The following is a 24,933-nucleotide window of genomic DNA, read 5'->3' on the forward strand; positions in this document are numbered from 1 at the left end:
TTCTTGTTATTTGGAGAGTCTTGAGGACAAATCTGGTGAGGAAGAAGAGAGATTTGTCTTCAATAGGAGGTCTTGGGGACAAATCCAGCGAGGGTAAAGAGAGATTTGTCTCCAATAGGAGGTCTTGAGGACAAAACCAGCGAGAATGAAGAGAGATTTGTCTTCAATAAGAGGTCTTGGGGACAAAACCAGCGAGGGTGAAGAGAGATTTGTCTCCAATAGGAGGTCTTGAGGACAAAACCAGCGAGAATGAAGAGAGATTTGTCTTCAATAAGAGGTCTTGAGGACAAATCCAGCGAGGGTGAAGAGAGATTTGTCTTCAATAGGAGGTCTTGGGGACAAATCTGGTGAGGATGAAGAGAGATTTGTCTTCAATAGGAGGTCTTGAGGACAAACCCTACGAGAATGAAGAGAGATTTGTCTTCAACAAGGGGTCCCGAGGACAAATCCAGCGAAGGGAAAGAAAGATTTGTCCCCAACAAGGATTCATAAAGACAAAACACAGGATAAACACGAAAGGTTTGTCTAAAAAAGAGGTATCCTGAATGGAAACAACCCTTCCCTCCACCCACAAAAAACGCGGCACCCAACAAAAACCTGCATACTTTCCCCGCTAAATGAAAACGATATGAAAAAAGGGGAATTTTTTATATGAAAAAATGGACACTTTTACTCGTACTTGTTTTCTCCCTCCAAACGACCACTTCTGCTCGTTCACTTGAGATGCCTCCGATTCCGAAAGAACGGATTGCCATTGTGGTTCTTGACCAGCCTCAATCTCCACAGGATATCCAGCAACTAATCAAACCCTTTAAAGACATCCATTTAAGGCGTGTTTTTCAAGAAGCCATTAATGGTTTTTCCGTAGAAGGAAACCCTGAATCGATAGAAAAATTAGCACAAAACAGTAAGCAAATCATCAGCGTTTCCCCAGTGAACCAATATAAGGCTCAAGTGGAGGAAGGGGTTAAGATTATCGGCGGCGAGGAGATTCGCGGCCTCTTTGATAAAAATAACCGCCGCTTGACGGGGAAAGGGATAACTGTTGGAGTGATTGATACGGGGGTCGATTACACCCATCCTGATTTAAAAAGAAATTTTGCGGGCGGACGTGATCTCGTTGATAACGATGCCGATCCAATGGAAACGAAAACCTTGGGAAGAGCGACCGTTCACGGTACTCACGTTGCTGGTATTATAGCTGCGAACGGAAAGTTAAAGGGAGTAGCGCCGGACGCCAAAATTCTTGCTTATCGTGCGCTTGGTCCTGGCGGCGGAGGCACTACCGAGAACGTGCTTGCTGCCATCGAGCAGGCGATCAAGGATAAGGTTGATATCATGAACCTCTCACTTGGAAATGATATCAACGGTCCAGACCTGCCCATCAGTCTTGCGTTGAACAGAGCTGTCGATAAAGGAATCGTTGCAATTGCGGCCTCAGGGAATTCTGGGCCAAATGTTTGGAGTGTGGGATCGCCAGGAACAGCGTCGAAGGCAATATCCGTTGGGGCTTCAACCCCAACAATAGAGGTGCCTTATTTATTAATAGAAGGAATCCGGGATAGATTACGTATTCAACCGCTAGAGGGGTCGGCTGGTTGGAGCCTAGACCGTACCTACCCGATTGTAGACGGCGGTCTCGGAACCAAGGAAGATTTGAAAGATGTTATGGGTAAAATAGTGCTCCTCAAAAGAGGAAAAATAACATTTTCTGAGAAGGCAAAAAATGCGCGTGAGGCTGGCGCCAAGGCAGTGATTATCTACAATAACTTAAGCGGCGGCTTTATGGGGAATCTCGAAGAGCCGATGGACATCCCGGTAGGTTCCCTTCCGAAGAAAGAAGGGGAGCTGTTAAAAAGTAAAACGAATTCGTTGGTGAAAGTCGAAGTGGCGGAAGAAAAGGATTTGCTTGCCGACTTCAGTTCGAGGGGGCCGGTAACAGACACATGGGAGGTAAAGCCTGATATTGTTGCACCTGGTGTCGCGATTAACTCGACCATTCCTGGCGGCTATCTATCACTGCAGGGGACAAGTATGGCAGCACCGCATGTAGCGGGGGCTTGTGCCTTGATTAAACAGGCACACCCAGATTGGACACCGGACCAAATTAAGGCAGCCTTAATGAATACAGCCAAGCCGTTAGCTAAAAACGGAAAACCATATCGGACGTATGAACAAGGGGCAGGAAGAATTCAAGTCAATGAGGCGGTGAAAGCAACTTCGCTAGTCAGTCCAAGTTCACTGCGATTCGGAAAATTTGAGAGTGAAGGGGATAATCACAAAGCCTTTTTACATGTGGAGAACCTGAGTGATAAATCCGTGCGTTATACGTTCGACATTCCGAAGCAGGCAGACGGATTGAAATGGCGTTTCCCGCTTGCCTTTACACTCAAGCCAGGAGAAACAAGAGATGTAAAGCTAGAATTAGAAGTCAATCCTCCAGAGTTGAAAGGCAAAATTCATGATGGATATCTTACCATCCATGCTGGTTCCAATCCGATTCATATTCCCTATATCTATGTTCTTGAAGAACCGAATTACCCGAGAGTAATGGGGTTTGACTTTAAGGATGGCGACCGGCAGGGGACCTATCGGTATGAAGTATACCTCCCTGGCGGTGCTGAGGAGTTTGGGATTGCTCTTTTCAATCCGGATGATTTTCGATTTGTTGGCTTCTTAGATACCGAACAGAATGTAAAAAAGGGAATGGTCAGCAGGGATATAACAGAAGAAAACCTTCCTCCTGATGGAATCTATCTCGCGAAAGTCTTCGCCAAAAAGGCGGGGAAAGAAGATTTTATTGAAACAATGCTCGTAATTGGAGAGGTAGTTAAATAGAACAAACAGGGGTGGGACATATTGGACCACTCCTTGTCAAATTTGTTCACAAAATAGACACAATTACGTCACTAAATTAAAGTGTAATTACACTACAATAATAGTGTTAACAAAAACATCCAGATGGAAGAAATTACTCTGCATAGTTTGTGGGTAATTTCACGTAAATCCATTGACATTGGAAAATGGCTGAGGTATGCTAACAAAGGATGTAAAATGAGAGGGTTTTCACGTAAATCGACAGAATTCTCAACAATTTTTATCTATCTTCCTTTTATACATAAGCCTCGATTTCAGTATTCTCTTATAGCGAGGATGCGATAATATGCGTAATGAAAACCGCAATCCATTTAAAGCTTATGCCCTAATGTCAGCTATCCTGGCATCCCTGGTTGGATCGATTCTAATCGGGATTTTTGCAGGCAGATGGCTCGATAAACAGTGGGGTACAGAACCAATTTTCTTAATAATTGGACTGTTTATAGGTTTAGCGGCAGGGACTTACTCAATGCTCGTTTCAATTCGCAAGTTCTATTCAGGAGATTAAACCAACCATGCCAGAATTTCAAACAATGTTTGCCCGACAGCGAAAGTGGATGTTTTTTTTATTGTCTTTTTATGTGCTTGGCTGGGGGTTCACTGCGCATCAATCAATCTTTCTTGGATTGATTCTTGGGACAAGTTTGAGCCTCTTTAATTTGTGGCTGATGGCACGTAAAATTGACAGCTTTGGACAGGCGGCGGCTGAAGGAAGACGTGTTCGTTCACTTGGATCTTTTTCTCGATTGGCAACCGGTGCACTTGCGATTGTCATCACAATGAGGTACCCTGAGCAGTTTCACCTCATTAGTGTAGTTATAGGATTAATGACATCCTACATTGTCATTATGATAGATTTTTTTACGCACAATTTCTTTTTAGATAAATAGCGGGGGAAGCGAGGTGAATACTGTTGCATCACGAAGCTCCAATAGTAACGTTTCTTGGGCTCCAATTTAACCTGGCGAACATTTTGATGATCACCATAGCAAGTGCGATTGTCTTTTTGTTAGCCGTCCTATCTACTCGTAGACTGGCCATGAAACCGACCGGAATGCAAAACTTTATGGAATGGGTCATGGATTTTGTTAAAAACATTATTAACAGTACGATGGATTGGAAAGATGGCGGGCGATTCCACATTCTCGGAATTACCATCATCATGTATATCTTTGTATCCAATATGCTGGGACTTCCATTCTCAATTGTTGTAGACGGAGTTCTTTGGTGGAAATCTCCAACAGCAGATCCGGCTGTAACCTTGACGTTAGCTACATTGATAGTGGGATTATCTCACTACTACGGTGTCAAGATGAAAGGCGCAGGAGCATATGGAAGGGAATTCTTTAAACCATTCTGGTTTATGTTCCCGATTAAAATTATTGAAGAGTTTGCAAATACTCTGACTCTCGGTCTCCGTCTTTACGGAAACATTTATGCGGGGGAAATTTTATTAAGCTTACTCGCAGCTGGTTTAGCAACCGGTGTGGGCGGAACACTCGCCGCTGCACTGCCAATGCTGGTATGGCAAGGCTTCTCAGTCTTTGTCGGTGCCATCCAATCATTTATTTTCTGTATGTTAACAATGGTGTACTTAGCTCACAAAGTGAGCAGCGACCATTAAGATAAACCGTTCTTTTTATAAGGACAAAAAATAAGAATTCATTTTTTCATACATTAAAGGAGGAAATTTTCAAATGGGTCTTTTAGCAGCAGCAATCGCAATTGGTTTAGCAGCACTAGGTGCTGGTATCGGTAACGGTCTTATCGTATCAAAAACTGTAGAGGGTATCGCTCGTCAACCAGAAGCTCGCGGTATGCTTCAAACTACAATGTTCATCGGGGTTGCGTTAGTTGAGGCGATTCCTATCATCGCGGTTGTTATCGCGTTCATGGTTCAAGGTCAATAATCGAGCACTTTCCGAGTGTTCATATAAATGGCGAAGATCATTCGTGAGAACCTTCGCCATTCGTTTATGTTCATTGATGTGCATAAACGATTGATTTCGACAATTATTTCGACTGATATATAGGTTGTTTTAAGGAAAGACCTTGAAGGGAGTGAATCGCAGGTGTTAACAAATAGTTTTGTATTAGGAGCAGCAGCAGCCCATTCTGGTGTAAACTGGGGAGATATTATTTTCCAGCTTGTCATGTTTATCATCTTAATGGTATTGCTGAAGAAATTTGCTTGGGGCCCTTTAATGGGCATTATGAAACAGCGTGAAGATCATGTAGCTGGAGAAATTTCAGCAGCAGAACAAAGTCGCGTTGAAGCAAAGAAACTATTAGAAGAGCAGCGTTCTCTTTTAAAAGAAGCTCGTTCAGAAGCACAAGGTTTAATTGAAAATGCGAAAAAGCAAGGCGATATTCAGCGTGAAGAAATCATTGCTGTAGCTCGTACTGAAGCAGAACGCATTAAAGAATCTGCGAAGTTTGAAATTGAGCAGCAGAAAGAAAAAGCGGTTGCCGCTATTCGTGAACAAGTTGCTTCCTTGTCTGTATTAATTGCTTCTAAAGTAATTGAAAAAGAACTGAATGCAGCAGACCAAGATAAACTGATTAACGAATATATTCAAGAGGCAGGAGAAAAGCGATGAGCAACTCCATGGTAGCAAAACGCTACGCGTTGGCTCTTTTTCAAATCGCAAAAGAACAGCAGCTTCTTGAAGTAGTAGAAGAAGAACTTCGTGTAGTAAAGGAAGTTATGGTCTACAATGCTGATGTTAAGGCAGTTTTAAACTCTTCAAAACTTACAACTGATAAGAAAAAAGGGATTTTAACAGCAGCTTTTTCAACAGTTAATCCATATGTACTGAATACACTATTGATCTTGATTGATCGCCATCGCGAGGACGAGATCATTGAAGTAGCGAACCAATTCTTTGAACTGGCAAATGAAGAAAAGGGAGTAGCGAATGCTGAAGTATACAGCACACGTGGCTTGTCATCCGCCGAACGTGAAGCAATCTCTGCAACATTTGCAGCAAAGATTGGCAAGAAATCACTAAGAATTGAAAACATCGTGGATTCCGAATTGCTCGGCGGCATTAAGCTCCGAATCGGAAACCGTATATACGACGGCTCTTTGCGCGGAAAGCTAGACCGTTTAGAACGTAAATTGTTAAGCTAAGATTCGTAAGAATAGGGGTGAAACTCATGAGCATCAAAGCTGAAGAAATTAGTGCCCTGATAAAACAGCAAATCGAAAATTATCAGGCTGAAATTCAAGTGAGTGATGTAGGTACAGTTATCTCTGTTGGTGACGGTATCGCACGTGTTCATGGCCTCGACAATGTCATGGCTGGAGAACTTGTTGAATTTTCAAACGGCGTTATGGGTATGGCTCAAAACCTTGAGGCAAATAACGTTGGTATTATCATTCTTGGACCTTTCACTGACATTAAAGAAGGTGACGAGGTTCGTCGTACAGGACGCATCATGGAGGTTCCAGTAGGTGAGGAACTAATTGGTCGTGTTGTAAACTCTCTAGGACAACCAGTTGATGGTATGGGTCCAATCAATACAACAAAAACTCGCCCGATTGAAGCAGTAGCTTCAGGCGTTATGGCTCGTAAATCCGTTCATGAGCCATTACAAACAGGTATTAAAGCGATTGACGCGCTTGTGCCAATCGGCCGCGGTCAGCGTGAGTTAATCATCGGTGACCGTCAAACAGGTAAAACATCCGTTGCAATCGATACAATCTTGAACCAAAAAGGTCAAGACATGATTTGTATCTACGTTGCTATCGGTCAAAAGGAATCAACTGTACGTGGTGCTGTTGAAACCCTTCGTAAGCATGGTGCACTAGAGTACTCAATCGTTGTAACTGCATCTGCTTCACAACCAGCTCCATTGTTATTCTTAGCTCCTTATGCTGGGGTTGCAATGGGTGAAGAATTCATGTATAACGGCAAGCACGTTCTTATCGTATATGATGATTTATCAAAACAAGCTGCTGCATATCGTGAACTTTCCCTATTACTTCGTCGTCCTCCAGGTCGTGAAGCATATCCAGGGGATGTATTCTACTTGCACAGCCGTTTACTCGAGCGTGCAGCGAAATTGAACGACACATTAGGTGCTGGTTCCATCACTGCATTGCCATTTATCGAAACACAAGCAGGTGACGTTTCTGCTTATATCCCAACAAACGTTATCTCCATCACAGATGGACAAATTTTCTTACAATCAGACCTATTCTTCTCCGGTGTACGTCCAGCGATCAACGCAGGTCTTTCCGTTTCTCGTGTAGGTGGATCCGCACAAATCAAGGCGATGAAGAAGGTAGCAGGTACACTGCGTCTTGACCTTGCTTCATACCGTGAGCTAGAAGCATTTGCACAGTTCGGTTCTGACTTAGATAAAGCTACACAAGCGAAGCTTAACCGCGGTGCCCGCACCGTTGAAGTTCTTAAACAAGATCTTCACAAGCCGCTTTCTGTTGAAAAGCAAGTTGCAATTCTTTATGCATTAACACGCGGATTCCTAGATGATATTCCTTTAGAAGACATCCGTCGTTTTGAATCAGAATACCTTAACTGGTTAGACCACAACCGCAAAGACTTGTTAGACCATATTGTGAAGACGAAAGATCTTCCTTCTGATGACGATATGGCTGCTGCACTTAACGCTTTCAAAAAGACGTTTGCAGTTTCCGAATAAGTAGGGTCTGACATTTAGTAACGGGTAAGGGTTGGTGAAGGAATGATGAAGGGGTAACAGGCACTAGAAACCGTGCCTGTGACCCTTAACCATTTCCTTCACCTCCACCAAACCCAAACACAATCTTTGTAAGAGGGTGGTGAGAACCTATGGCATCATTACGCGATATAAAAAATAGTATTAATTCGACAAAAAAGATGAGTCAGATTACTAAGGCAATGGAGATGACTTCCGCTGCGAAATGGAACCGTGGAGTGATGAATGCAAAGGCATTTGTTCCTTACATGGAGAAAATTCAGGAAGTGACGGTCGCTGTCGCAATGGGCAGCAATGGAATTAATCATCCAATGCTTCAATCTAGACCTGTCAAGAAAACGGGATATATTGTTATGACATCCGATCGTGGTCTTGCTGGTGCTTTTAACAGTAACGTAATCCGTCGTGTGTTTCAAACAATCCAAAGCCGCCACAAATCGAAAGAGGAATATTCGATTATTGCAATCGGTCGTGTAGCCCGCGACTTCTTTGTGAAACGTGGTATCAATGTCGATCTCGAAATTATCGGGGTATCCGATCAACCGAGCTTCGAAAGCGTGAAAGACATTACTAGCAGTACTGTAGGTATGTTCTCCGATGGAACCTTCGATGAACTTTACTTATACTACACGCATTATAAAAGTGCCATTACGCAAGAAGTAACCGAGAAGAAGCTTCTTCCACTAACGGATCTTTCAACTTCTTCAAAACTTACATCTTATGAATTTGAGCCATCTGCAGAAGAAATTTTAGACGTTCTCCTGCCTCAATATGCTGAGAGCTTAATTTACGGTGCTCTTTTAGACAGTAAAGCGAGTGAACATGCAGCCCGGATGACGGCGATGAGAAATGCTACTGATAATGCGAAAGAAATGATCAAAAATTATTCACTCATCTACAACCGTGCACGTCAAGCAGCGATTACACAAGAAATTGCGGAAATCGTCGGCGGAGCGGCAGCACTAGAGTAGTATTTTTTAAAAATAACCCCTGTTTGGGGGCCTTGATACGTCCTGGCTGAGGGAATGAGTACATCTTTCCAGCTGCATATCAGGATGATAACTAGTAAAGTGTGATTCACATCGTTCTTTTTTAATAGAAGGATGTGAAAAAGTAAGATAGGAGGGAAAAAAATGAACAAAGGACGCGTTCTTCAGATTTTGGGTCCGGTTATCGACGTTAAGTTCGAAAACGGTCAGCTTCCTGAGATTTATAACGCTTTACGTATCGATTACAAAGCGCAGAATCAATCAGAAGTTGATATTAACTTAACCCTAGAAGTAGCCCTTCATTTAGGTGATGATACTGTTCGTACAATTGCAATGGCTTCCACTGATGGTGTAATGCGCGGAATGGATGTTGTTGATACAGGAGCTCCAATTTCTGTACCAGTTGGGAACGTAACACTTGGACGTGTATTCAACGTACTAGGTGAAGCAATTGACCTTAAAGAGGATATTCCAGCGAGTGAGCGCCATGATTCGATTCACCGCGAAGCTCCAACATTTGAAAATCTTTCTACTGAAGTAGAAATTCTTGAAACAGGTATTAAAGTAGTAGACTTACTTGCTCCATATATTAAGGGTGGTAAGATCGGTCTATTCGGTGGTGCCGGTGTAGGTAAAACTGTATTAATCCAGGAATTAATCAATAACATCGCGCAAGAGCACAGCGGTATTTCGGTATTCGCTGGTGTTGGTGAGCGTACACGTGAAGGTAATGACCTTTATCACGAAATGACAGATTCAGGCGTTATCAAACAAACTGCGATGGTATTCGGACAAATGAACGAGCCGCCAGGAGCACGTATGCGTGTTGCTTTGACTGGTTTGACAATGGCTGAATATTTCCGTGATGAGCAAGGACAGGACGTTCTTTTCTTCATGGATAACATCTTCCGTTTCACACAAGCAGGTTCGGAAGTGTCGGCGTTATTAGGCCGTATGCCTTCTGCCGTAGGTTACCAGCCTACTCTTGCAACTGAAATGGGTAAATTACAAGAACGTATTACTTCAACAAATAAAGGTTCTGTTACTTCTATCCAAGCGATTTATGTACCTGCCGATGACTATACGGATCCGGCTCCAGCTACAACTTTCGCTCACTTAGATGCAACAACGAACCTTGAGCGTAAGCTTTCTGAGATGGGTATCTACCCTGCGGTGGATCCACTTGCATCAACTTCTCGTGCATTGTCACCTGAAATCGTGGGTGAAGAGCACTATAATGTTGCTCGTCAAGTACAATCAACCTTACAACGTTACCGTGAATTACAGGATATCATTGCGATCCTTGGTATGGATGAGCTTTCTGATGATGATAAGTTAGTGGTACTTCGTGCACGTCGTGTCCAAAACTTCTTGTCTCAAAACTTCCACGTTGCTGAACAGTTTACTGGACAGCCAGGATCTTATGTACCAGTAAAAGAAGCAGTTCGTGGTTTTAAAGAAATCCTTGAAGGTAAGTATGACCACCTTCCAGAAGATGCATTCCGCTTAGTCGGACGTATTGAAGACGTAGTGGAAAATGCAAAACGCATGGGTGTAGAGGCCTAAAGCCTGTCAGGAGGGTAAAAAATGAAGACGATTAAAGTCAGTGTTGTTACTCCCGATGGCCCGGTGTATGAGTCAGATGTGGAAATGGTCAGTACCAAGGCTCAAAGTGGTGAACTAGGTATTTTACCTGGACATATTCCTATGGTTGCTCCGCTTGCAATTGGGGTTGTACGCCTCAAGAAGTCAGGTGGAAAAGAACCGGATCTTGTTGCTGTGAGCGGCGGCTTCTTAGAAGTACGTCCTGACAAAGTAACGATCCTAGCCCAAGCCGCTGAAAAAGCAGAGGATATCGACGTTGAACGTGCACTACGAGCAAAAGAACGTGCTGAACAGCGTATGCGAGATCAGAAAGCGGAACATACCGATTTCCGCCGTGCTGAACTAGCTCTGCAACGTGCCGTCAACCGTTTAACGGTTACAGGAAAACAATAATAAATATCAATCAAAACCCCTGTTGGTCTTTTGGACTGCAGGGGTTTTTTTGTTGTATGCATAACTAGGTGCTTAATGGAAAATAGTAAGTATTGGAAGGCTTTTTTCCAAATTATAGCTGAGCCTGTTCCGAGGGTGAATACGATGTATACAGAAAGAATAAGTGGACTCCAACTCTTTTATTTAATGACTGGTTATGTATTAGGGACTGCAATGATCTTAGGGTTAGGCTTAGATGCAAAGCAGGATGCATGGATTTTCATATTAGTTGGTATGACAAGCAGTTTATTTCTAATGGCCGTTTATACGCAATTAGCTGTCTACTATCCGGGAGACTCACTGGTTGAGATACTTCCTAAGGTTATCGGAAAGTTTCTCGCGTATCCGGTCATTTTATTGTATATTTCCCATTTTACCTATTCTGCCGCCAGAGCAAGCAGGGAATTAGGCGATCTTATTGTTACGACAATTTTATCTGAAACTCCTATTTTTGTTGTGATTGCAAGTTTCATGGTGCTGATGATTTATTGCTTGCGGGGAGGAGTGGAAACATTTGCCCGAATGGCTGAAATTGTGTTTCCTATTTATATTTTTTCCCTCATTCTTATTTGGATTTTACTCTTTAGCGTAGATCAATTTAGTATCAAAAATCTCACACCTATTATGGGAATGGGCATCATGCCGGTTTTAAAAACGGCCGTTCCTAATGCGATTAACTTTCCGTTTGGTGAAACCTTGGCCATTATGATGTTATTTCCATATTTGAGCAATAAAAAGAATACAAGAAGAATTGGATTATCAATGATTCTAATCGGAGGTATCTTACTAACGATTAACTCGATTATGATGATTTCTGTATTAGGGCCAGAATTTTATAGCAGGGATATTTTTTCTCTCCTAGCGGCTACGCAAATGGTTTCGGTAGCTGATTTTCTCGAGCGTTTTGATGCACTTGTCATTTTAATGATGGTGGCTGGTGTGTTTTTTAAGGTAGGGGTGTTCACTTTTGCTGCAGCTGTCGGCATTTCCCAATTACTGAGGTTAAAACAGTATCGGTCCGTTCTTCTTGGATTAGGGACGATTATCCCAGCGCTGTCACTTGTATCTGCCTCTAGTTATGTGGAACATATCGAATTTGGATTTAAGTTTTATGTTCCCTATGTACTTACTATTTTACAAATCATTTTGCCTTTTCTTTTCCTGTGCATTGCTTTCATTCGAAAAAAATTTGGTCAACTATAGGTTCATTTTATGATAGGTGGTGCTGCCAATGAAAATTTTTCGGCAGATAAAACGATTAACTGCTAAAACTAAAGCTTTTATGTGGGAGGGAAGCATTCATGAGCAGGGTAACAGTGAGGGCTTAACGGGCAGCCTGGAGAATGACTTTCACCAGATCAAACAGCTTTTTGAAGGAGCAGTTGATTTTTCCTATCGAGAAATGAAGATTAACCAAACGAACTCGGTGGTCATTTTATACCTTAATGGGTTAGTCAGTATCGAAAGATTGGAAATACATATCTTTCATCCATTAGTAACGGCTAAAGAAAAATTACCGCGGCATGTGGATATCAACATAGATGACTTGAAAGGGATTCTTAGTTCTGCACAAGTCAGTCAAGGGGCGACCTTCCGAGAGGTAATTGATCAAATTTTAGCAGGTGGAACGGTTGTGCTCATGGATGGCTCTACTCAAGCCCTTTTCATTAGCGAGCAGTCATGGGAGCAGCGCTCAGTTGAAGAACCCGTTTCGGAAGCTGTCGTCTTAGGCCCGAGAGAAGGCTTTACTGAAAATATCCGGACGAATGGAAGTATGATTCGCAGACGGTTAAAAACAACGAAACTAAAGTTTGAGTATATGAAGCTCGGAAGCCTATCCCAAACGGAAGTGATGATTACCTATCTGGAGGATATAGCCGAGCCTTCGATCGTAGAGGAGGTTCGGAGCCGATTAAAACGAATTGAGATTGACGCCATTGAGGATAGCGGCTACATTGTCGAATTTATCGAAGACCAGCCCTTTTCACTGTTTCCCCAGATACTGCAGACGGAACGGCCGGATCGAGTGGTTGGGAATCTTCTCGAAGGAAAAGTCGGGATTTTGGTGGCAAACAGCCCATTCGCCCTTATTGTTCCGGTCTCTTTTTTCGAAATGATGAATTCGCCTGAGGATTATTATGGAAGGTTTATCATGACTTCATTTATTCGGTTTATCCGCTATTTATTTTTAGCAGTCGCTCTATTGTTTCCAGCCATTTATATTGCGGTGACCACCTTCCACCATGAATTACTTCCAACCAATCTAATTTTTAGTGTCGCGGCCTCAAGAGAAAAGGTGCCATTTCCAGCGGTGATAGAAGCGTTGTTAATGGAAATAACCTTTGAGGCGCTGCGAGAAGCAGGACTCAGGCTGCCGAGACCGATTGGGTCAACCGTCAGTATTGTCGGTGCATTGGTGGTAGGGCAAGCAGCGGTTGAGGCTGGTATTGTTTCCGCTCCACTAGTTATTGTGGTTGCAACGACTGGGATTGCTTCCTTTATGTTTCCGAGTTACCCCTTAACTGGAGCGATTCGCCTCCTTCGCTTTTTTTTGATTTTTTTAGCGGCAACGCTGGGATTTTACGGTATCTTGTTGGGGATTTTCTTTATACTGGTTCACCTTGTGCAACTTCGGTCATTTGGTGTGCCGTATATGTCTCCAATCGCTCCCTTTCATTTTAACAATCTTAAAGATATATTTATTCGGGTTCCATGGTGGATGATTAGTGAACGTCCAAATGAAACAGGAAAAAGGAATTTGAAGCGGTTAAACCCTCGGAATCGAAAATATTAGTTCGCTTTTAAAGGCTCTTTTCTTCATCTTTGCTCCTTTTTAGAAAAAAATTAATAAGAAAAGAGCCAGCAAACTCCATTCTAAAGCACAAAATAGATATTTCCACGTTAAAATCTGCTTTAAGATTTTAACAACAATATATGAGGAAAAAGCCTTTTAACAGGACAGGATGGTCATAATGAAAGTGATAAAATTGCTTTTAATTTGGGGAATCACACCGATTTTTCTATCAGGTTGTTGGAACCGGGTTGAAATAAACGATATTGCCATTGTGACAGCCATTGGCTTAGACCTTGTCAAGGAAGATCAAATTCGCTTAACCCTTCAAGTGGCCGTTCCCTCAAAGTTAGTAACCGGAGGCACCGGCGGCACCGGTGGAAAAAGTACCCTTATGATTTCGGAAACGGGAGCAACCGTATCGGAAGCATACCGTAATATTCAAGGTAAGCTGCCAAGAAAGATATTTTTTTCACAAAGCCGTATTCTCTTGGTTGGCGAGGATTTAGCTAAAAAGGGAGTTTTTCATATTGTCGATTTCCATACAAGGTACTCAGAGCCCCGAATTAACAGTTTTATTATGTTTACGAAGGGGGAAGCCTCGAAAATCATCAGTAGTATGCCGCATTTCGAGAATATTTCAGCGGAGGAAACGAGAGAGCTTGCCAAGATGGGCGTGGGGATAAAAGTGTATGTCAGGGATTTTATGAATATGCTTCTGACAGAGGGACTAGAACCATTTGCCTCTCAGTTTACCTTAGAGCCATTAGAGGTTTATACAAAAAATAAATCAGGGAAGACGCAGGCATTAAATGGAATTGCTGTGTTTAAAGGGGACAAGCTCGCAGGCTGGATGGAAGAGGATGAAACCCGAGGACTTTTATGGCTTCGTAATGAAATGAAAGAAGGTGTAATTAGTATTAAAATCCCTCATGACCAAGATGGGGGTAACATTAGTATGGAGATCGTGCGTGCAGAAACAAAAATTGTTCCCATCCTAAAAGGAGGGAAAATAAAACTGGACGTAAATGTGGTCACAGAATTGAATGTAATCGAAAATGACTCAAAGTTAAATCTCTTCGAAACAAAGGCAATCGAGGAGATCCAAAAATATGCGGAGGAGAAAATCAGAAAAAAGGTTGAGCTGGTCATAGATAAGGCACAAAAGGAGTTCGGTTCAGACATCCTTGGCTTTGGACAAGCGATCTATAAGAAATATCCAAAAGGTTGGAATACAGATTATAAAGAGAACTGGGAAAAGGAATTTCCTCAAACCAAGGTGACGATCCATTCTAAAGCCTTAATAAGAAGAATCGGTTTAGTTAAATGACAAAGAGGAGTGAAAAATGCTTAAGATATTTTTGATGATTCTCATTTTCGGGGTGATTTTTGCATGGGAAATTCCACAGTTAGTACGAAAAGGGGAAAAGAAAGAATTAGCGGTGTTTTCATTTCTTGCTTTAATCGGATTTGCGTTAAGTATTTTGATGGTGATACGGTCGTTTATTTAGGTGATGTTTTACAACCCCCTGCTGGTCGACGGACTGGCGGGGTTTTTTTATTTAATTGATTGGCTGTGTTAAATAATGCTGTTGATTCGCGTTCTAGAAACCAGCCTTTGTAAAATAAGCGGAGACTTTCCGGATAAAAGCGGAATAGAGCATGTTTTGGAATAGATAAGCGGAGGTTGTCCGGTTATGTAAAGCAAAACCTCTCATTTTTGAAATTCTCAAGCCAATAGGCGGAATCTCTCCTTTTATTTTAGCTTTTTTTAATCAAAATTATTATTTTAGCGGAATTACTCCGTCTAACTACATTCTTTTAAAAAATATCACCAATAACCGTTAACATAGCCAAATTATTAAATAGATAATATTTCATCTATTCCTGTAGTTGAATTTATGGTATTTTAGGCTAATAATGAACTATTGTAGAATACCTATATAGAAAAAGGGTGTGGGACATCCGGGTTTTTGCCGAGTTGCAATAAAAATTGTTTGAAAGTTCCCCCAATTTTGATATTGACGCCAAAGGTTATATAATGTAATATCATATTATAATACAACAGGACATCTAAGAGTACATCTCGAGCATTAGTCTGGAGGTTGATAGGGACAAAATAAACTTGTAAGCGCTTTTAGTTTTCTATCAAAAACAGAAGAAATATTGGGGGTATGTTTATGAAACGATGGTTTACTCTAGCAATCAGTATTTTGGTAGTAATGTCATTATTAATAGGATGTTCATCTAAGAGCTCTAATTCAAAATCAGAAGATGGAAAAACAACGATTACTTTTTTCCACCGATGGCCGAATGAGCCGTATAAGTCTTATTACAAACAAGTTATTGCAGAGTTTGAAAAACAGAATCCTGATATTAAAGTGGAAGAAGTAACAGCGTTAAACGATGATTATAAACAAAAGGCAAATGTCATCCTTGGCAGTAAGAATCCCCCAGATATTTTCTTTAGCTGGGTAGGAGAATATGGCGAGAAGTTTATCCGTGATGGCGTGGCGTTAGATCTATCAGAATACTATGCAGCGGATACAGAGTGGTCTGGCCAGTTAATCGATTCTCAGGTGGAACATTTCAAAAAGGACGGAAAAGTCTATGGTGTTCCGCTATTTACCGACAGTAAGCTATTTTTCTACAATAAAGAGATTTTTGATAAGTTAAACCTAAAGGCTCCAACGACTTGGGACGAGTTTATTAACGTGCTTGAAACCCTTAAAAAGTCGGAGACAACTCCACTTATCTTAGGGAATAAATCACCATGGGCAGCAGCTCACTATGTGACTGCATTAAATCAGAGAACGGTTCCAAAAGAAGTGCTAGATAAAGACTTTAGTTATCAGGGCGCTGAATTCACTGACCCTGGCTACGTGGAAGCATTAGAGAAATTAAATGAATTAAAACCATTTCTAAATGAAAATCCAAATGCGTCTGCACATGATGAAACAAGAAACTTATTCATTGGCGGAAAAGCAGGAGTGATTCTCTTAGAAACACTTGAAATTTCCTTCTTAGATGATGCTCCGTTTGAATGGAGTTCCTTCAAGGTTCCTTCCATTGAGGGAGCCAAGGGTGATCAAGAAGGAATCATCGGTGCCCCTGAAGGATTTATGGTAACGAAGAAATCAGCACATCCTGAAGAAGCAATGAAATTCTTGAAGTTTTTAACATCAAAAGCAAATGGTGAAAAGTTAATCAAGGACACTGGTTTTGCTAGTACGGTTGAGGGTGCTGTAAATGAAAATACAGCAAGTGAACAAGAAGTAAAGGCAATGGATATGATCATTGAAGCTGGAGATATGCTGATTTGGGCGGATAGTGCGTTAGACAGCCGAGTATTCAAACCATATGGCGACGGTGTTCAAGCAATGTTAGGCGGTACGATGACACCAGAAGAAGTAATGAAGAGTGTTCAAGAAGCAGCAAAACAAGTTAAAAAATAACGGAAAGAAGAAGTCTATTAAATGGTCGGTTTGTGAGATAGGTAGTTTCTATAAACAAACCGACTTTTACTAGATGTTTGATGGGAGGGGTATAAATGCGAAGAACAAGAATCATCCCGATACTGTATATAGCACCCGCTTTAATTATGCTGTCCTTATTTGTGTACTATCCATTAGTTCGAAATTTGGTAAATGGTTTTTATGAATGGAATCCATTTACTTTAGATAGAAGCTTTGTATCCATCGAAAATTACACACGCCTCTTTAAAGATTCCGTCTTTTACACGGTACTGAAGAACAATTTATTTTACGCCGTGATCTCCGTCATTCTTCAAGTTGGGCTAGGTTTAGTGATTGCTGCTATCTTAGAAGATAAAGTATTTAGGAGATTTTCTACCTTCTTTCGGACAACCTTTTTTATCCCAGTTTTAATTTCGATGACCGTAATTGGGATTCTCTTTAGTTTTATCTATAACCCTGAAGTAGGGCTGCTTAATAGTTTTTTAAGAGGAATCGGTTTAGGAGAATGGGCAGAGGGCTGGCTCGGGAATCCAAAAACAGCGATTTTCGCCGTTATATTTGTGTCGCAGTGGCAGAGTATCGGGTATGCCGTCATGCTGTTTGTATTGGCAGTCCAAAAAGTCCCTGGCGAGTTATATGAAGCGGCTACCATTGATGGAGCCGGGAAACTCCGGACGTTTTTTAACATAACGGTGCCACAAGTAAAAGAAATGACCTTTGTGTTATTAATTTATACGGTTACAGGATCGTTCTTAGTGTTTAGTGAAGTGTATGTATTAACGAGTGGTGGTCCTGCTAACTCATCACAAGTCTTTAGTACATATCTCTATCAGAAAGCGTTTATTGATAGTGAACCTGGATTTGCCTCAGCAATTGCCAATGTGATATTGGGAATCACGCTAATCTTTTATTTTGTTCAGAATAAGGTCTTAAAAACGGGGGAGGAGTAAAAATGAAGCCGGTAGAGTCAGAGGTTGCGAGCAGCCCAGTAAAGCTAGCACCTATCACGATGAAGTCAAAATTACGTAAACCAGGTACACCAGTCGTAGTCGGATTAATCTTTGTTTTCCTCCTCCTTTATTTTATCGCAATTGCCTATCCGTTATTTTGGATGGTGATCAACTCTTTTAAAAATACAGCAGACATTTTTAATGACAGCTGGGGATTGCCGAAGGAATGGTTGTTTTCCAATTATGCGACAGCGTGGGAACAGGGTGTTTCGAGCTACTTTGTTAATAGTGTGATTATTACGGTAGGAACTTGTCTGTTAACCGTTTTAATTAGTGCATTGTGTGCGTTTGGATTGACGCGCTTTCAAATCAAAGGCGGGAAATTTCTGTTGCTATTTGTCTCAGCAGGCTTGATGTTTTCACCGCAGAGCAGTTTGATTCCGCTTTATGAGTTAATCCAGCAAATGGGGATTTTTGATACGTATTGGGCGTTGATCCTAACATTTACAGCTTACCGAATACCTTTAACCGTCTTGTTAATTCGCTCCTTTTTCCTATCCATTCCTAAGGAGCTGGAAGAATCAGCTTATCTAGATGGAGCAACAACTCTAGATGTATTTGGGAGAATATTTCTGCCGATGAGTAAACCCATTTTGTTTACCGGGGTCATTTTAACTGCCTATTACGCTTGGAATGAGTTTTTATTTTCATTGATTTTTATTCAAACAGAAGAGGTTAAGCCGATCACGTCTGGTCTATTAGTCTTTAAAGACGCACTCAATACGAATTGGGGAGTGTTAATGGCGGGATTGGTAATCTCGGCGCTGCCATTGATTGTGGTCTTTATGTTAATGCAGAAATACTTTGTCCGCGGTTTGGCCGAGGGCAGTGTAAAAGGATAATAGAGGGGGAATTCCCCCTTTAAAAAATAAATTTACTTATATTGACTAAATTGGCTAATCATTCTATTATTGTTATAACGTTATATAACGTATTATAAAAGAGGAGTGGAATCGATGTTGAATTTTAGTAGAGAAAAGTATTTGAAAGTAACCGGTGGAGCGATAGGATTAAGAGAAGAAATCGAAAAGGTTGCAGAAAAAGTCTTTGAAAAGGGATTTAAAAATATTTTTCTAATTGGATCAGGCGGGGCAGTAGCCACATTTTATCCGTTCGAATACATGATCAACTCAACATCAAGTATTCCAGCTTACGCAGAAATTGCTGCAGAGCTTGTATTACAAAATAACAAACAATTAAGTGAAGAATCTCTCGTCATTTTATCCTCGTTGTCAGGTACAACAGAAGAGACAGTAGCAGCAGCAAAATATTGTAAACAGCTTGGGGCAACGACGATTGGTTTAACGGGTGAATACAACCAGCCGCTTGCCGATACAGTTGATTTCCCATTAGTTAATTTTGCAGAAAATGACTTTGCCAGCGATTCTAACCAATTATTGCTTTATCACCTGATTTTTAAACTCATGAATAAAAATGGTGATTTCCCTCGCTATGAGGAGTTTGCCGCTCAGTTAGAGATTTTACCTGAGAAGTTAATCGAGGCAAAGGAACAGTTTGAACCAAAAGCAGAAAACTTTGCGGTTACTTACAAGGATGAGCATTATCACATGGTAGTAGGTTCTGGTACAACTTGGGGACGAGCATACTCCTATGCGATGTGTGTATTAGAGGAAATGCAGTGGATTAAGACAAAATCGATCCATGCAGCTGAATTTTTCCACGGGACATTGGAAATCGTTGAAGAGGATACCAGCATGTTATTGTTAAAAGGTCAGGATGAAACGCGCCCGTTGATGGATCGTGTGGAACGCTTTGCTGAAAAGTATACAAAGAAATTAACCGTGATCGATACAGCCGATTATGAGTTAGCAGGAATCAGCGAAGAGTTTAGAAAATACCTATCACCAATTGTCACGTCTACGTTATTGCAAAGATTAAGCGTTCATTTAGAAGATAAACGAAACCATAATTTAGAGATTAGAAGATACTATCGAACGGTTACTTATTAATTTGTGCGGAAGGCAAAGCGCCTTAGGACGTAAATCAATAGCTTATTAAAAGGAACATGGAAAGATACAATAACCTTATTGTATCTTTCTCGCATTCAATTTATTGGGAGGGTTTTGAGGATGAGGCTGATAGCGGTTGGAGATAATGTAGTGGATTATTACGATGATCGACAGGAGATGTTCCCGGGCGGAAACGCGTTAAACGTAGCCGTCTTTTGGAAACGCTACGGAATCGAAGAGGTTTCCTACATAGGCATTATCGGAAACGATGAAGAGGGCGAGCATATTATTGATTCGTTACAGAAAGAAGATATTGATGTTTCTCAGGTACGCCGGGCGTTTGGACCATCAGGGGAGGCTGTTGTAACTCTGGATGAGCATGGTGATCGGATATTTGTCGGCTCTAATAAAGGCGGCATTCAAAAGCACCTGAAATTGAATTTTACTAAGGAAGAACTAGAGAGTATTGGTACGTATTCACTGCTCCACACGAGCGTATTTAGCCATATCGAACAAGAACTGCCTATATTAAAAAAGCACATTACTATTTCGTTTGATTTTTCAACCAACCGTGATGACGACTATCTGCAGCTTGTCTGCCCGCATGTGAAGTTTGCGATATTTTCTGGCGGCGATTTATCGGCAGCAGAATGTGAAGCCTTTATCGGAAAGGTTCATGCTGCGGGTACACCGAATGTCATTGTTACAAGAGGATCTGAAGGGTCGCTGTTTTCTGATGGAAACCAGGTGTTTAAACAAGGGATTGTTGAAACTGAGGTGGTTGATACACTCGGAGCAGGTGATACCTTTGTGGCTGTGTTCCTAAAGGAATATATCGTAAAGGGTAATGCACAGGAAGCAATGGAAAAAGGGGCAGCGGCGGCGGCTGAAACCTGCCAGCGATATGGCGCCTTTGGGCATGGGAAGAAGAGAGCTAGGAAGATTGTGCTTTGTTAGGAGAAGGGACCTGTTCTTTTGTAGAGCAGGTTCTTTTTTATGGGGTTTGGGTGGCAAGGAGGCGTTCATGAAGGCACTTTATTGAGGGGTGTGATGATTTAGGGCTCCATGAAGTGTTCATGAGATCTGTTTTAGGGGAATGCAGATGGTTTCGGCCTCATGAAGTGTTTATGGGACCCATGTTAAGAAAATGGAGATGATTTTGGGCTTCATGGAGCAGTCATGAGATCTGTTTTAAGAAAATAGCGATGGCTTTGGACCTCAAACCCCTTATACAATCTAGGACATTAAAATGAAAAAAGCTCCTGAGTCAAAACTCAAGGAGCTCTTGCATTTTAGTATTCTACTTTCCACATATAACGTCGTTTTGAAAGTGGGTGGTTGCGGGCATCCGCTAATTGTTCTGCGTATCGGCGCAACACGTTGTTTAATACGAGCGGTGCGATGTAGCCCTTTAACTCTTCGTCAACACCAGTTAAATCAAGATCCTTGGCATCTAATACCACCAATTTCTCGCCGTACTTTTTCGAGAAGTCTAAAGCTCTTTCATCTAGTGGACGTGTTTCATCTAAGCCAAGAAGGATAATGAAAGGTACGTCTTTATCAATGATTTCGAATGGTCCATGGAAGTATTCACCGGAGTGAACGGCATTGGAGTGGATCCACTGCATTTCCATTAAGATACAAATAGCGTATGAGTAAGCGATTCCATAATTTGCCCCGCTTGCCATTGTGTAAATAACTTTTTCGTCCTTGTATTCCTGGCCGAATTGGAACGCTTTGTCTTTATATTGTACATCTGATTTTTCAAATGCAGCTTGGAGGTTCGATAAGCTGTTAACGACTTTATCAAACTTGTCATTTCCTTCTAACACGTTTAGAACACCAAATGTTAATTGATATAGCAGTCCTAAGTTCGTATTAAAGGCAACAGATTCTGTGCCCCATTCGTATTTGACAACAAATTCGCTTTCAGTAGCTAAAGGTGAGGTTGGCTCATTTGTATATCCAACAGTTAAAGCGCCTTTTTGGCGGGCAAATGTAGCTGCAGCGACTGTTTCAGGTGTTGTACCAGACATGGAGCATAGGACAACAAGTGAGTTTTCGCCAAGTTTTCTAGGATTACGATGAATGAATTCATTGGAACTATAAACGTCTGATGTAAGATTTTTTGCCTCGCGGTCTAGTATGTACTTGTTTGGGTACATAATCGCAGAAGAACCACCGCAAGCTACAAAATATACGTGATTAATAGTGCGTCCTTTCAATGCCTCTAATACATTTTGAACTTGTGGATCTACAACTACTTGTGAATTTACCATTCATGTTTCCTCCTTAGATTCGTTTTGAAGGGGTTAAAATATAATATAACATTATATAACATTATATTAATTCACACCCTTTTAATTGTCAATCTTTTTAGAACATTTAATTTATTAAAATATACCACATTGACATATAACGTAATATAATGTTATATTAATTCTAATATTTTGCTATTTTTTAAGGGGGAAGGGGTTGGAAGGATGGCTAAAATTACGATGGATCAGGTGGCTGGGATGAATTTTCATTATAAACACTATCCATTGGAGTACTTTTTAGATGCTATGGTTCGCTATGAATGTAAAAATATTGAATTATGGGGTGCTTCTCCTCATTTTTATGTGGATGATTTAAGTCTCAACGAAATCCGAAATATAAAAACAGAGATTAATAGAAGAGACTTATCCGTCGTCTGTTTTACACCTGAACAGTGTGTCTACCCAATCAATCTGGCTGCGAAAGAAGATCGGCTGCGTGAGAAAAGTATTCAATACTTTATTAAGTCAGCGGAGGCAGCTAAGGAATTAGGAGCACCATTATTATTAGTTACTCCGGGCTGGGGCTATGAAAATGAAGAACCGGATGAAGCTTGGAAAAGAACAAGAGATTCATTGGAGAGATTATCGACAGTTGCAGCTAAGCTAGACCTAACCCTTGCATTTGAACCTTTAACAAGAGTGGAATCCAATTTAGTTTTTGATTCTAACTCCTTAAAAAGGATGTTGGATGAAGTGAATAGCCCAAACCTAAAAGGGATGATTGATACGATTCCAATGGCGTTAGCAAATGAGGATTTTGAGGACTATTTTCGTTTAGTAGGTGAGGATTTAGTTCATATTCATTTTATCGACGGTAAGCCAGAAGGTCATTTAGTCTGGGGAGACGGCGTGTTACCTTTGGAAAAATACATCCATCAATTAAATGAAATCGGATATAAAGGCTTTCTAACTTTAGAATATACTTCCTATCAATATGTACAAAATCCGGATGACGCAATGGAACGGTCTTTGAAGATTCTTTCCAATGTGATAGATGGTTGAAACAAATTGATAGTGTGAATTAAAAGCTATATACTTAGTAGTACGAAGGATAAAGTAGAGAGGTTATTTCAGATAGCAATGTAAGCCTTTACTTTATCAAATATTAGGCAGGTGGAAGGTTATGTTAAAACAGGATGATCAAGTTCCTTTATACATTCAATTGAAAGAATCAATTCGCGGCTCTATTGTTAATGGTCAGTTAAAATTTGGAGATAAGATTCCGACAGAATTAGAGTTGAGCGAAGAGTATAAAATTAGTAGAATTACTGTCAGAAAAGCGATTCTTGAATTGGTAGAAGAAGGCTATTTGGTCAAAAAGCAAGGCAAGGGTACGTTTGTAAACAAGCGGAAAATTGAAAGGAAAATTGTTCACTTTTTAAGCTTTAGTGACGCCTGTAAGGCAAATGGTCTGATACCAAGCAGTAAAGTAATTAAAAAGGAAATTATCCAGCCAACCCCAAGGGATCAAAAACTGCTTCAGCTTGATGAAGGAGATGCCCTTCTATTTATTCAACGGGTCAGATATGCCAGCGACTCACCGATTATGCTTGAGAATAACTATTTTTCATATAAAGAGTTTCATCCTTTATTAAATGAAGATTTGGATGCGTCAGTTTATCAAGTTTTGGAAGAGAAGATGAATGTAAAACCAACGGACGCCGGTGAACTTTCCTTGGAGATTGTCAGGGCTGGTGAAGATGAAATTCAACTGCTAAACGTTCCGAGCGGTGAACCACTATTTTATATGGAAACGATGGTGTATGACGAAAATGGCAAGCCGGTTCACATTGGCAAGCAGTATATCGTCGGCGAGAGTTATAAATTTATTTTGAAGCAATAGATCGTGGGGAGACCATTTGACCCCGTGGGATAACTGAAATTTTTTTTGTGAGGAAGTAGATCACAATGTGGAAAACGGTCAAAGAATGTCTATACATTTTATTTGGCGGGCTCATTTTTTCAGTAGGTATCAACTACTTTACGATCCCGAACCTGTTGTCAGAAGGCGGTATAATCGGCCTTACGGTTATTGCGCATTATCTTTTTGACTTGTCTCCAGGGATGGTGAATTTCGTCCTCAATACAGTGCTGGTGTTGATTGGATATAAATTTCTAGAAAAAAGAGCGATTATTTATACGTTATTTTCTATTTTTTCCTGTTCTCTGTTTATGTATATTACGGAGGAGACGGGCAAAAAGATAACCGATGACCCGCTATTAGCGGCAATCTTTGCCGGGCTTTTGGTTGGCGGAGGATTAGGGATTATTTTCCGTGCTGGCGGCACCTCAGGTGGAACGACAATCCTGGCGAAATTGGCGAATCAATTTTTAGGCTGGAGCATGGGCAAGGGCATTCTATTGATTGATATCATCGTGGTAGCAGGATCTGTTTTTATCATTGGACTAGTAAAAGCGATGTATACCCTGATTGCCGTTTATATCGGCGCCAAGGTCATTGACTTTATTGTGGATGGACTCGAGGAAAAAGTGGCGGTTTTCATCATTTCGAATTCACCGCAATTGGTGCTGCGTAGTGTTACGAATAAAATGTCGAGGGGTATTACCGTATTAGAGGGGCGCGGCGGTTATACCGGTGATGATAAGGAAGTCCTATATATTGTAATTAGCCGGCAAGAGGTCGTTCGGCTGAAAAATATGATTAGTGAAATCGACGAGAACGCCTATGTCACAGTCCATCAGGTTCAGGAAGTGATTGGGAAAGGGTATAAGGCGAGTTGAATCGGAATAAAAAACATGG

The 24,933-nt window shown here is 41.1% G+C and carries 24 protein-coding genes and 1 pseudogene; 24 read left to right on the plus strand and 1 reads right to left on the minus strand.

Annotated elements, in window-relative coordinates; translation table 11 throughout:
- Nucleotides 1–651: 651 nt before the first annotated feature.
- The 21 genes and pseudogenes from ACN6MT_RS05185 (at nucleotide 652) to ACN6MT_RS05285 (ending at nucleotide 20,811) form a co-directional block, all read left to right on the plus strand.
- Nucleotides 652–2,838 carry a S8 family serine peptidase gene (locus ACN6MT_RS05185; RefSeq protein WP_419954995.1) on the plus strand — a complete coding sequence of 729 codons (2,187 nt, stop codon included), beginning with the start codon at nucleotides 652–654 and terminating at the stop codon, nucleotides 2,836–2,838.
- A 325-nt stretch (nucleotides 2,839–3,163) separates the two neighbouring features.
- Nucleotides 3,164–3,385, plus strand: coding sequence for an AtpZ/AtpI family protein (locus tag ACN6MT_RS05190; protein WP_063254594.1), 222 nt, complete (start codon nucleotides 3,164–3,166; stop codon nucleotides 3,383–3,385).
- Between the two features lie 7 nt (nucleotides 3,386–3,392).
- Nucleotides 3,393–3,767, plus strand: a complete 375-nt coding sequence (locus ACN6MT_RS05195; RefSeq protein WP_063254595.1) for an ATP synthase subunit I — start codon at nucleotides 3,393–3,395, stop codon at nucleotides 3,765–3,767.
- 23 nt (nucleotides 3,768–3,790) lie between these two features.
- A complete protein-coding gene (atpB, locus tag ACN6MT_RS05200) occupies nucleotides 3,791–4,501 on the plus strand; it encodes a F0F1 ATP synthase subunit A (RefSeq protein ID WP_063254596.1) in 711 nt (236 codons plus the stop codon).
- A gap of 73 nt (nucleotides 4,502–4,574) precedes the next feature.
- Nucleotides 4,575–4,787, plus strand: a complete 213-nt coding sequence (gene atpE, locus ACN6MT_RS05205) for a F0F1 ATP synthase subunit C (RefSeq protein ID WP_053368380.1) — start codon at nucleotides 4,575–4,577, stop codon at nucleotides 4,785–4,787.
- A 162-nt stretch (nucleotides 4,788–4,949) separates the two neighbouring features.
- Entirely contained in the window at nucleotides 4,950–5,477 is a 528-nt protein-coding gene (locus ACN6MT_RS05210; protein WP_419954996.1) for a F0F1 ATP synthase subunit B, read from the plus strand.
- On the plus strand, nucleotides 5,474–6,010 hold the full coding sequence (locus tag ACN6MT_RS05215) for a F0F1 ATP synthase subunit delta (RefSeq protein WP_419954997.1): 537 nt from the start codon (nucleotides 5,474–5,476) through the stop codon (nucleotides 6,008–6,010). Before ACN6MT_RS05210 ends, ACN6MT_RS05215 begins: the two co-directional genes overlap by 4 nt.
- Before the next feature lie 26 nt (nucleotides 6,011–6,036).
- Complete coding sequence (atpA, locus tag ACN6MT_RS05220) at nucleotides 6,037–7,545, plus strand: F0F1 ATP synthase subunit alpha (RefSeq protein ID WP_063254599.1); 1,509 nt, start codon at nucleotides 6,037–6,039, stop codon at nucleotides 7,543–7,545.
- Between the two features lie 149 nt (nucleotides 7,546–7,694).
- Complete coding sequence (atpG, locus tag ACN6MT_RS05225) at nucleotides 7,695–8,552, plus strand: ATP synthase F1 subunit gamma (RefSeq protein ID WP_063254600.1); 858 nt, start codon at nucleotides 7,695–7,697, stop codon at nucleotides 8,550–8,552.
- 162 nt (nucleotides 8,553–8,714) lie between these two features.
- Nucleotides 8,715–10,136 (plus strand): F0F1 ATP synthase subunit beta, encoded by a 1,422-nt coding sequence (atpD, locus tag ACN6MT_RS05230; protein WP_419954998.1) that lies wholly within the window; start codon nucleotides 8,715–8,717, stop codon nucleotides 10,134–10,136.
- Between the two features lie 21 nt (nucleotides 10,137–10,157).
- Complete coding sequence (locus tag ACN6MT_RS05235) at nucleotides 10,158–10,568, plus strand: F0F1 ATP synthase subunit epsilon (protein WP_063254602.1); 411 nt, start codon at nucleotides 10,158–10,160, stop codon at nucleotides 10,566–10,568.
- Nucleotides 10,569–10,712: 144 nt separating this feature from the next.
- Entirely contained in the window at nucleotides 10,713–11,810 is a 1,098-nt protein-coding gene (locus tag ACN6MT_RS05240) for a GerAB/ArcD/ProY family transporter (RefSeq protein ID WP_419954999.1), read from the plus strand.
- A gap of 28 nt (nucleotides 11,811–11,838) precedes the next feature.
- Nucleotides 11,839–13,401 carry a spore germination protein gene (locus tag ACN6MT_RS05245; RefSeq protein ID WP_419955000.1) on the plus strand — a complete coding sequence of 521 codons (1,563 nt, stop codon included), beginning with the start codon at nucleotides 11,839–11,841 and terminating at the stop codon, nucleotides 13,399–13,401.
- Nucleotides 13,402–13,579: 178 nt separating this feature from the next.
- Nucleotides 13,580–14,728: a Ger(x)C family spore germination protein gene (locus tag ACN6MT_RS05250; RefSeq protein WP_419955001.1), complete on the plus strand. Its 1,149-nt coding sequence runs from the start codon at nucleotides 13,580–13,582 to the stop codon at nucleotides 14,726–14,728.
- 16 nt (nucleotides 14,729–14,744) lie between these two features.
- Nucleotides 14,745–14,909 carry a hypothetical protein gene (locus ACN6MT_RS05255; RefSeq protein WP_419955002.1) on the plus strand — a complete coding sequence of 55 codons (165 nt, stop codon included), beginning with the start codon at nucleotides 14,745–14,747 and terminating at the stop codon, nucleotides 14,907–14,909.
- A gap of 669 nt (nucleotides 14,910–15,578) precedes the next feature.
- On the plus strand, nucleotides 15,579–16,853 hold the full coding sequence (locus ACN6MT_RS05260) for an ABC transporter substrate-binding protein (protein WP_419955003.1): 1,275 nt from the start codon (nucleotides 15,579–15,581) through the stop codon (nucleotides 16,851–16,853).
- A 95-nt stretch (nucleotides 16,854–16,948) separates the two neighbouring features.
- On the plus strand, nucleotides 16,949–17,824 hold the full coding sequence (locus ACN6MT_RS05265; protein ID WP_419955004.1) for a carbohydrate ABC transporter permease: 876 nt from the start codon (nucleotides 16,949–16,951) through the stop codon (nucleotides 17,822–17,824).
- A gap of 161 nt (nucleotides 17,825–17,985) precedes the next feature.
- Nucleotides 17,986–18,642 (plus strand): annotated as a pseudogene (locus tag ACN6MT_RS05270) (carbohydrate ABC transporter permease); the annotation flags it as partial.
- On the plus strand, nucleotides 18,612–18,749 hold the full coding sequence (locus tag ACN6MT_RS05275; RefSeq protein ID WP_419955005.1) for a hypothetical protein: 138 nt from the start codon (nucleotides 18,612–18,614) through the stop codon (nucleotides 18,747–18,749). The pseudogene ACN6MT_RS05270 and the gene ACN6MT_RS05275, both read left to right, overlap by 31 nt.
- A gap of 91 nt (nucleotides 18,750–18,840) precedes the next feature.
- Entirely contained in the window at nucleotides 18,841–19,854 is a 1,014-nt protein-coding gene (locus ACN6MT_RS05280) for an SIS domain-containing protein (RefSeq protein WP_419955006.1), read from the plus strand.
- A 120-nt stretch (nucleotides 19,855–19,974) separates the two neighbouring features.
- Nucleotides 19,975–20,811, plus strand: a complete 837-nt coding sequence (locus ACN6MT_RS05285) for a PfkB family carbohydrate kinase (RefSeq protein WP_419955007.1) — start codon at nucleotides 19,975–19,977, stop codon at nucleotides 20,809–20,811.
- A 335-nt stretch (nucleotides 20,812–21,146) separates the two neighbouring features.
- Here ACN6MT_RS05285 and ACN6MT_RS05290 read toward each other — a convergent pair whose 3' ends face one another.
- Entirely contained in the window at nucleotides 21,147–22,133 is a 987-nt protein-coding gene (locus ACN6MT_RS05290; protein ID WP_419955008.1) for an SIS domain-containing protein, read from the minus strand.
- A gap of 204 nt (nucleotides 22,134–22,337) precedes the next feature.
- On the opposite strand from ACN6MT_RS05290, the gene ACN6MT_RS05295 reads away from it, so the two are divergent.
- From ACN6MT_RS05295 to ACN6MT_RS05305, 3 genes are all read left to right on the plus strand, one after another.
- Nucleotides 22,338–23,174: a sugar phosphate isomerase/epimerase family protein gene (locus ACN6MT_RS05295; protein ID WP_419955009.1), complete on the plus strand. Its 837-nt coding sequence runs from the start codon at nucleotides 22,338–22,340 to the stop codon at nucleotides 23,172–23,174.
- A 121-nt stretch (nucleotides 23,175–23,295) separates the two neighbouring features.
- On the plus strand, nucleotides 23,296–24,015 hold the full coding sequence (locus tag ACN6MT_RS05300) for a GntR family transcriptional regulator (protein ID WP_419955010.1): 720 nt from the start codon (nucleotides 23,296–23,298) through the stop codon (nucleotides 24,013–24,015).
- Nucleotides 24,016–24,080: 65 nt separating this feature from the next.
- Nucleotides 24,081–24,914 carry a YitT family protein gene (locus tag ACN6MT_RS05305; protein WP_419955011.1) on the plus strand — a complete coding sequence of 278 codons (834 nt, stop codon included), beginning with the start codon at nucleotides 24,081–24,083 and terminating at the stop codon, nucleotides 24,912–24,914.
- Nucleotides 24,915–24,933 lie beyond the last annotated feature (19 nt).

Source organism: Neobacillus niacini (assembly GCF_048572935.1).
GTDB classification, from domain to species: Bacteria; Bacillota; Bacilli; order Bacillales; family Cytobacillaceae; genus Neobacillus; species Neobacillus niacini.